Here is a 7,720-nt window from a genome sequence, read left to right as displayed (position 1 = left end):
CGCTGAACGCGATCAATCGCGAGCTGTCGGTCGTCCAGAGCCGTATCGCCACCGGCCTGCGCGTGGCCAGCGCCAAGGACGATCCGTCCACCTGGGCCATCGCCCAGATGCAGCGCTCGGAGGTCGGCGGGCTTGAGCAGGTGAAGCTGTCCCTCAAGCGCGGCCAGTCGGTGCTCGACGTGGCCCTGATGGCCGGCGAGACCATCTCCGACCTGGTGCTGCAGATGAAGGACAAGGCCATCGCGGCCATGGACTTCCCGGTCGGCAGCACCGAGCGGGCGGCGCTCAATGAGGACTACCTGTCCCTGCGCCGGCGCATCGACCAAGTCGCCAACACCTCGGACTTCAACGGAATCAACCTGATCTCCGCCGGCGGGACCGGCGCGGTCCGCTCGCTTGCCGACACCAAAGGCGGGCGGATGGAGGTGGACCACATCGACCTGTCCACCACCGGCGCGGCGCTCACCGGCCTGCCGGCGGACCTGACCGGAGCGGTGGATTCCACCACGATCGAGGCGCTCAGCACGGGCTTGGCTAACGTCAGCAACGCGCTGGGGCGCTTCGGCACCGGCCATAAGGCGCTTCAGACGCACCTGGAGTTCGTGGAGAAGCAGCAGGACACGCTGCAAGCCTCAATTGGCCGGCTAGTGGACGCGGACCTTGCGAAGGAGAGCGCCCGCTGGCAGGCGCTGCAGGTGCGCCAGCAGCTGGCCATCATGGCCCTCTCCATGGCCAACCGTCAGCCCTCGATCATCCTGCAGCTGTTCCAGCAGCGCTGAGGCGCTACTGGATGCGTTCGACCTGGTAGCCGCGAGCCTTCATCAGGGCGGGCAGACCGTCGTCGCCCAGCAGGTGCAGGGCGCCGACGTTGACCAGTTGGACCCCCTCGCCGGCCATCTGGGCGCTGAGCGCCTCGGCCCAGGCGTGGTTCCGGCGCTTCAGGAGAGCGTCGTAGAACTGAGGCATGTCGGACTGCATCGCGCCGACCACTCCCTTATCCAGGCGGGTGACGTCGCCGCGGATCCAGGCGTCGGCGTGGGAGCCCTTGCGCACGCCCCGGCCGCGGCGCTCGGCGATGACGTCCACGAGGTACTGGAGCTCCACCTCCGGCGCCAGGCCGGCGAACATGCGGACCTGGTCCTCCATGGTCTCGAACGCGCGGATCGGCTTCGCCGCCTGGCGCGCCTGACGGGTGACGGTGATGTCGGCGCCGGCCTCGACGCTGGCGCCGCCGCCCCGCACCGGCTGCATGGAGAGCACCAGCGCCGCCGCCCAGGGGCGCAGGTGGTCGATCTTGTCGACCGTGAGGACGCCCTCGGCCAGGACGGCCTTGAGCTCCTTCAGCTGGCGCGGCGAAAGCCGGCTGCTCAGCGGCCGTTCCCGGTCGATCCCGTAGCGTTCGATCAGGTCGCTGATCACCCCAGGGTCGATCGGATCGACCACCGCCTCGAACCAGACCGCCTCGGCCTTCTGGTAGGCGGCCTCGTAGGCCGGCGTGCGCCAGTCGGCGCCGGGCTTGAGGGCGTGCATGGTGCCGAACAGGAAGATCTCGGAGTCGCCGTCGCGGACGACCCACATGGCCGGCGCCGCCTGAGCCGCAGTCGTCACCGTCAGCGCGGCAAGCGCGCCCATGGCGGCCAATGCCGCCCTTCCCCGAAACCGCACCCCGAAACCCTCGACCCGTCCGCCGCGACCCAGTTCTTGGGTCACGCACCCGGGGAGATCATATCCACGGCTTGAAGTGCTTGGATAGCTTCAGACCCTGCCTCTGGTAGTGCGACCCACGGTCGCCATAGAGCAGGCTCGGCCGCTCGGTCAGCGGCTCGTAGACCAGCCGGGCCACCGTCTGGCCATCCTCCAGCAGGAACGGCGTCTCGTGGCTGCGCACCTCGAGCACGGCCTTCGAGCCCAGCCCGCGGGCCTCCTCGGTTCCAAAGCCGGGATCGAAGAAGCCGGCGTAATGGACCCGGAACTCCCCGACCGACGGGTCGATCGGGGTCATTTCGGCCGCCTCCATCACGGGGATCTCGATCGGCTCCTTGGAGGCCAGGATGTAGAACTCGCCCGGGTCGAGCAGCAGCTGGCCCTGGTAGGGCTTCAGCGCCTCCCAGTAGTCGCGCGGGTCGTGGCCGTCCTCCTTGTCGAGGTCGATCACCCCGGCGTGGCGGCGGGCTCGGAAACCGGCGACGCCGTTGGAAAGGTCGACGCCGACGCTGCGGATCGACAGCCGCTGCGGCTCGCCGCGCTTCAGCCGCAGCTGGTTGAGCCGCGTGCCCATCCGCACCAGCACCGAGAAGGTCTGCGGCGCGATCTCGATGTACGCCGGGCCCTCGTAGCCCTCGACCACGTCGTCGAAGGCGATGCCGTTGTCGGTCAGCAGGCGCACGAAGACGTCCACTCGGCCCGTGGAGCTCTTCGGGTTGGCCCGGGCCGAGACGCCGGCCGGCAGCTTCAGCCGCTCCTGCAGCTCGGCGATGTAGACGCAGCCGCGCTCCAGCACCGCGCCGCGGGTCAGGTCGAGCTCGTGCATGGCGACGGCGGCCATCCGCTCGGCCACGGTGCGCCCCCGGCCCGGCAGGAAGGAGGCGCGCACGCGCCACACCCGGGCGCCCAGGCGCAGGTCGAGACTGGCCGGCTGGACCTGGTCCTCGTCGAAAGCCGTCGCCGCGGTCACGGCGCCGGTCTCCAGCAGGGCTTCGATGGACTGGGCGGGCAGAATGCCGGCCGGGCTGTTCTGGATCATGGGCCGGCGACGATCACCGCTCCGCGCGAGTCTGGCAAGGCGACGAGATTTCCTGGGCCGACAATGAGATCGCCAAGCTTGACGGAGACGGGCGCCTGCCGTTGATGGCGCCCGCGCCGGACGGCGAAGGAGACGTGCGATGGCCGAAGATCCCAAGGACTGGCAGCTCGAGACGCGGCTGGTGCGTGGCGGCATGGCGCGCACCCCGTACGGCGAGATCTCCGAGGCCCTCTTCCTCACCCAGAGCTTCGCTTACGAGAGCGCGGCGGCGGCCAACGCCCGGTTCGCCGGGGATGATCCGGGCTTCATCTATCAGCGCTTCGGCAACCCGACGACGCAAATGTTCGAGGACCGGCTGGCCCTGCTCGAGGGCGCCGAAGCCTGCCGCGCGACCTCGTCGGGGATGAGCGCCGTGCAGGTGGCCCTCTCCGGCCTGGTGCGCGCCGGCGACCACATCGTGGCCGGCCGGGCGCTGTTCGGCTCCTGCCGCTGGATCGTCGCCGAGTGGCTGCCGAGGTTCGGGGTGGAGACCACCTTCGTCGACGCGGTCGAACCCTCCGAATGGCGCAACGCCGTGCGGCCCAACACCAAGGCGTTCCTGGTGGAGAGCCCTGCCAACCCGTTGCTGGAGGTCACGCCCATCGGGGCCGTGGCGGACCTGGCCAAGGAAATCGGCGCCAAGCTGGTGGTCGACAACGTCTTCGCCACGCCGATCTTCCAGAAGCCGCTGGCGCTGGGCGCCGACGTGGTCGTCTATTCCGCCACCAAGCACATCGACGGCCAGGGTCGTGTGCTGGGCGGAGCGATCCTGGCCGGCGCCAAGCTGATCGACGAGGCCTACCGCGACATCCTGCGGCACACCGGCCCGGCGCTGTCGCCGTTCAATTCCTGGGTGCTGCTGAAGGGCCTGGAGACGCTGGAGCTGCGCGTGCGGCGCCAGACCGAGAACGCGGCCAAGGTCGCCGACATGATCGCCTCGCACGCCAAGGTCAGGAACGTCGTCTACTGCGGCCGGCCGGACCACCCGCAGGCCGGCATCATCGCCAACCAGATGAGCGGCGGCGGCAACGTGGTGGCCTTCGACCTGGGCGACCAGGCGGCGGCCTGGCGCTTCCTCGACGCCCTGCAGATCGTCGACATCTCGAACAACCTCGGCGACGCCAAGTCGATGGCCACCCACCCCTGGACCACCACCCACCGCTCCATGCCCGACGCCGCCAAGCTGGAGATCGGCCTCACCGACGGCTGGGTGCGGATGAGCGTCGGCCTGGAAGCGGCCCAGGACCTCTCGCGCGACGTGGAGCGGGCGCTGGATAGGGCCTGAAGAACCATAGACCTCTCCCTCCGCAAGCGGAGAGAGAGGGTTGGGAGAGGGAGGCTCCGGCCCAGGCGCCGGCAGCCCTCCGCCCCCTCACCCTACCCTCTCCCCGCGGGGCGGGGAGAGGTCTTGTCTACCTACGCGTTCTCCAGAGCGCCCGGCTCGATGGCGTACACGCGGCTGCAGTATTCGCAGGTGACGTGGATCCGGCCGTCCGGCTCGATCATGTCGGCCCGCTCGTCGGGGCCGAAGGAGCGGAGCACCGTCTCGATGCGGTCCTGCGAGCAGCGGCAGAAGGCCTTCAACGGCTTGTCCTCGAACACCCGCACGCCATCCTCGTGGAACAGCCGCCAGAGTAGGGTCTTGGGCGCCAGCGAAGGGTCGATCAGCTCGTCCTCGCCGAGGGTTTCGAACAGCGCCTGGGTGCGCTCCCAGGCCTCGGTGGTGGAGCCGCGCGCCTGGTCCTCGGCGATGTTCTGGATCAGCACGCCGCCGGCCCGGAAGGCGAGCCCCTCGCCGACGTCGGCTTGGCCGACGGCCAGCCGCACTCGCGTCGGGGTCTGCTCGGATTGGGCGAAATACTGCTCGGCGCACAGCGCCAGGGTCTCGCCCTCGATGGCGGTGACGCCCTGGTAGCGGTCCATGTCCTGGCCCTGGTCCACCGTCATGATGAACACCCCGTCGCCCAGCAGGGTGCGCGCGCCGGGCCGGGCGAAGCCCTTGGCCGCCTCGGCCACCCCGTCCGCGTCGAACCGGCAGTAGCCACGCACGGCGCCGGTGGTGTCGTAGTCCGCGACCACATAGCGCACCGGGCCCGAGCCCTGGGCCTGGACGATCAGCCGGCCCTCGAACTTCAGGTTGGAGCCCACCAGGGCCGCAAGCGCGCAGCACTCGCCCAGCAGGTTGGCCACCGGCTCCGGATAGGCGTGGCCGGTGAGGATCTCATCGATGGCGGGGCCGAGGCGGACCAGGCGGCCGCGTACGGGCTCGCCTTCGATCTGGAAGGCGCCGACCAGGTCGTCGGGAATGCGGGTGTCAGGCATTTGCGGCCATATAGGGTGCGCCCGACGTGGTTTCGAGCGGGACCGTCAGATCACGCCGAAGCACCAGGCCAGGATCGACTTCTGCGCGTGGATGCGGTTCTCGGCCTCGTCCCAAATGAGGGACTGGGGCCCGTCCATCACCTCGTCCGTCACCTCCTCGCCGCGGTGGGCGGGAAGGCAGTGGAGGAAGACGGCCTCAGAGCTGGCCTCGCGCATCAGGGCGGCGTCCACCTGATAGGGCTCCAGCGCCTCCAGCCGCTCGTCGTGGTCGGTGTCGCCCATGGAGACCCAGGTGTCGGTGACCACCACGTCGGCGCCGCGGACCGCCTCGCGCGGATCGTCGGTCATCTCCACCTGCCCCTGCTCCTGGGCTGCCCGGGCCAGGTCGACGAGGTCGGGGTGATAGACCGCCGGACAGGCGATGTTGAGCTTGTAGCCGAGCTTGGGCGCGGCGTGGATGAAGCTGGAGCAGACGTTGTTGCCGTCGCCCACCCACGCGATCGTCTTGCCGGCGATCTGCCCGCGATGCTCCTCGACGGTCATGATGTCGGCCAGGATTTGGCAGGGGTGGGCGCGGTCGGAGAGGCCGTTGATGATCGGCACCGAGCCCGACAGGGCCAGCCGCTCCACGTCCTCGTGCCGGTTGGCGCGGATCATGATCGCGTCGACCATCCGCGAGAGCACCTTGGCGGTGTCCTCGATGGTCTCGCCGCGGCCCAGCTGCATGTCGGCCGAGGTGGAGATGATCACCGCCCCGCCGAGCTGGCGCATCGCCGCGTCGAACGAGAACCAGGTGCGGGTCGAGTTCTTCTCGAAGATCATCGCCAGCGTGCGGTCCTTCGCCGGTGCATCGGCGTCGACGCGGCCCTTCGGCCAGCCGAGCCGGGCCTTCTTGCGCGCGTGGGCGTCGTCCAGGATGGCGCGGATGTCCGCCGCCTCCAGCTTCCAGAGGTCGACGAAGTGTCTGACGGGTAGGGTCATGTCTTGGTTTCCGTCCCAACGCCGCTCGCCCCGCCGAGGCGGGGAGAGCGGAGGGATTGAGCAGGGCGGCTAGGCTGCGGCCTTGGCCTTCTGGCGGGCGGTCTCGCGGGCGCGTTCGAGCTTCTCGACCGCCTCGCGGGCCTCGTCCTGGGTGAGCACGAGCGGCGGCAGCAGGCGCACGCAGTTGTCGCCGCCGCCGGCCACCAGCAGCCGCTCGTCGCGGGCGTGCTGCATGAACTCGCGGTTCGGCGTGGCGAGCTTGATGCCGATCAGCAGGCCCTTGCCGCGGATGTCGACGACGACGTCAGGATAGCGTTGCTGCAGGCCCGAGAGCTGCTGGGTGAAGTAGCCGGCCACCTCGCGGACATGGGCCATCAGCTCGGGTCGGGCGAGCTCCTCGATGGCGGCCAGGCCTACGGCCATGGCCAGCGGGTTGCCGCCGTAGGTGGAGCCGTGCGAGCCGACGCTCATGCCGGCGCCGGCCTCGGCGGTGGCCAGGCACGCCCCGACCGGGAAACCGCCGCCCAGCGCCTTGGCGATCGCCATGATGTCAGGCTGCGCGCCCTCCACCCAATCGTGGGCGAACAGCTTGCCGGTGCGTCCCAGGCCGCACTGGATCTCGTCGTAGATCAGCAGCACGCCCGTTTCGTCGCAGAGCTGGCGCAAGGCCCGGAGGCTGGCTTCGGACAACGCGCGGGCGCCGCCCTCCCCCTGCACCGGCTCGATGATGATGGCCGCCGTCGTCGGCCCGACCGCAGCGCGCAAGGCGTCCAAGTCGTCGTACGGCAGCTGGATGAAGCCCGGCAGGCGCGGCCCGAAGCCTTCGAGGTAGGCGGCGTTCCCCGAGGCGTTCACCGCCGCGATGGTGCGGCCGTGGAAGCTGCCCTCGAAGCCGATGATGTCCACCCGCTCCGGCGCGCCGTTGGCCCAGTGGTGCTTGCGGGCGGTCTTGATGGCGCACTCGATCGCCTCGGCGCCCGAGTTGGTGAAGAACACCACGTCGGCGAAGGTCAGCTCGCACAGCCTGGCGGCGAGCTTCTCCTGACCCGGGATCGTGAAGATGTTGGAGACGTGCCAGAGCTTGTCGGCCTGGTCCTTCAGCGCCTGGACCAGCTTGGGATGGCTGTGGCCAAGCGCGTTCACCGCGATGCCGGCCAGGCAGTCGAGGTAGGCCTCGCCGTCGGCGGTGAAAAGTCGCGAGCCCTCGCCTCGCTCGAACGCCAGCGGGGCGCGATTGTAGACGCCCATGATGTGGTCGCTGGGAACGGGCGCGGCTTGCGTCGCGGTCTTTTCGGTCACCGGAGAGGCCCTCCAAAAGACGAACATCCCCGCCGCGTGGCGACGGGGACTGGAAGGCTGCACCTTTTCGTCGCAGGAGGCCGCGCTGTCAATGACCTGGGGCCACAGGGCCGCCGCTCGTTATGGGCGCCTGCGCCCTTCCGTTTGGCGAGCCGAGCTTCGCTGGTTAGCGTTGGAGCTGCGGAGTGGAGTCATGATCGAAGTCCTGCCGGCGCCCGACCACGTGCTGGCCTACCGCCTCGCCGGCCACGTCAGCGCATCCGACTACGACCGGATCATCGAGACGGTTGAGGAGAAGCTGAGGGGCTACGAGACCGTCGGGGTGTTCGCCGACAT

General features: G+C 69.8%; 7 protein-coding genes. 2 read left to right on the top strand and 5 right to left on the bottom strand.

What is annotated here, in order from left to right:
* A partial coding sequence (locus VHK87_RS10245) for a flagellin (RefSeq protein WP_329634798.1) occupies window positions 1–779 on the top strand: 779 nt, incomplete at its 5' end.
* Window positions 780–783: 4 nt separating this feature from the next.
* On the opposite strand, the gene VHK87_RS10240 is transcribed toward VHK87_RS10245, so the two are convergent.
* Together VHK87_RS10240 and VHK87_RS10235 are read right to left on the bottom strand one after the other, a co-directional pair.
* On the bottom strand, window positions 784–1,632 hold the full coding sequence (locus VHK87_RS10240) for a TraB/GumN family protein (RefSeq protein ID WP_329634797.1): 849 nt from the start codon (window positions 1,630–1,632) through the stop codon (window positions 784–786).
* Between the two features lie 91 nt (window positions 1,633–1,723).
* Window positions 1,724–2,743, bottom strand: coding sequence for a 2'-deoxycytidine 5'-triphosphate deaminase (locus VHK87_RS10235; protein WP_329634796.1), 1,020 nt, complete (start codon window positions 2,741–2,743; stop codon window positions 1,724–1,726).
* A gap of 139 nt (window positions 2,744–2,882) precedes the next feature.
* Here VHK87_RS10235 and metZ point away from each other — a divergent pair, with 139 nt between their 5' ends.
* The gene (gene metZ, locus VHK87_RS10230) at window positions 2,883–4,067 is read left to right on the top strand and encodes an O-succinylhomoserine sulfhydrylase (RefSeq protein WP_329634795.1); all 1,185 of its coding nucleotides are present in this window, start codon (window positions 2,883–2,885) and stop codon (window positions 4,065–4,067) included.
* Window positions 4,068–4,198: 131 nt separating this feature from the next.
* Here metZ and VHK87_RS10225 read toward each other — a convergent pair whose 3' ends face one another.
* From VHK87_RS10225 to VHK87_RS10215, 3 genes are all read right to left on the bottom strand, one after another.
* Complete coding sequence (locus VHK87_RS10225; RefSeq protein ID WP_329634794.1) at window positions 4,199–5,104, bottom strand: Hsp33 family molecular chaperone; 906 nt, start codon at window positions 5,102–5,104, stop codon at window positions 4,199–4,201.
* Between the two features lie 45 nt (window positions 5,105–5,149).
* Entirely contained in the window at window positions 5,150–6,085 is a 936-nt protein-coding gene (gene argF / locus VHK87_RS10220; protein ID WP_329634793.1) for an ornithine carbamoyltransferase, read from the bottom strand.
* Between the two features lie 69 nt (window positions 6,086–6,154).
* Window positions 6,155–7,333: an aspartate aminotransferase family protein gene (locus VHK87_RS10215; RefSeq protein WP_329634799.1), complete on the bottom strand. Its 1,179-nt coding sequence runs from the start codon at window positions 7,331–7,333 to the stop codon at window positions 6,155–6,157.
* Between the last annotated feature and the right edge of the window lie 387 nt (window positions 7,334–7,720).

Source organism: Phenylobacterium sp. (assembly GCF_036263695.1).
GTDB lineage: Bacteria > Pseudomonadota > Alphaproteobacteria > Caulobacterales > Caulobacteraceae > Phenylobacterium.
This window is presented reverse-complemented; position numbering and strand designations above follow the sequence as displayed.

What these genes read in the sequence shown, in the direction of transcription:
- VHK87_RS10240 (WP_329634797.1), bottom strand. Translation starts at nt 1,632, where the DNA reads ATGGGCGCGCTTGCCGCGCTGACGGTGACGACTGCGGCTCAGGCGGCG.
- VHK87_RS10235 (WP_329634796.1), bottom strand. Translation starts at nt 2,743, where the DNA reads ATGATCCAGAACAGCCCGGCCGGCATTCTGCCCGCCCAGTCCATCGAA.
- metZ (WP_329634795.1), top strand. Translation starts at nt 2,883, where the DNA reads ATGGCCGAAGATCCCAAGGACTGGCAGCTCGAGACGCGGCTGGTGCGT.
- VHK87_RS10225 (WP_329634794.1), bottom strand. Translation starts at nt 5,104, where the DNA reads ATGCCTGACACCCGCATTCCCGACGACCTGGTCGGCGCCTTCCAGATC.
- argF (WP_329634793.1), bottom strand. Translation starts at nt 6,085, where the DNA reads ATGACCCTACCCGTCAGACACTTCGTCGACCTCTGGAAGCTGGAGGCG.
- VHK87_RS10215 (WP_329634799.1), bottom strand. Translation starts at nt 7,333, where the DNA reads ATGGGCGTCTACAATCGCGCCCCGCTGGCGTTCGAGCGAGGCGAGGGC.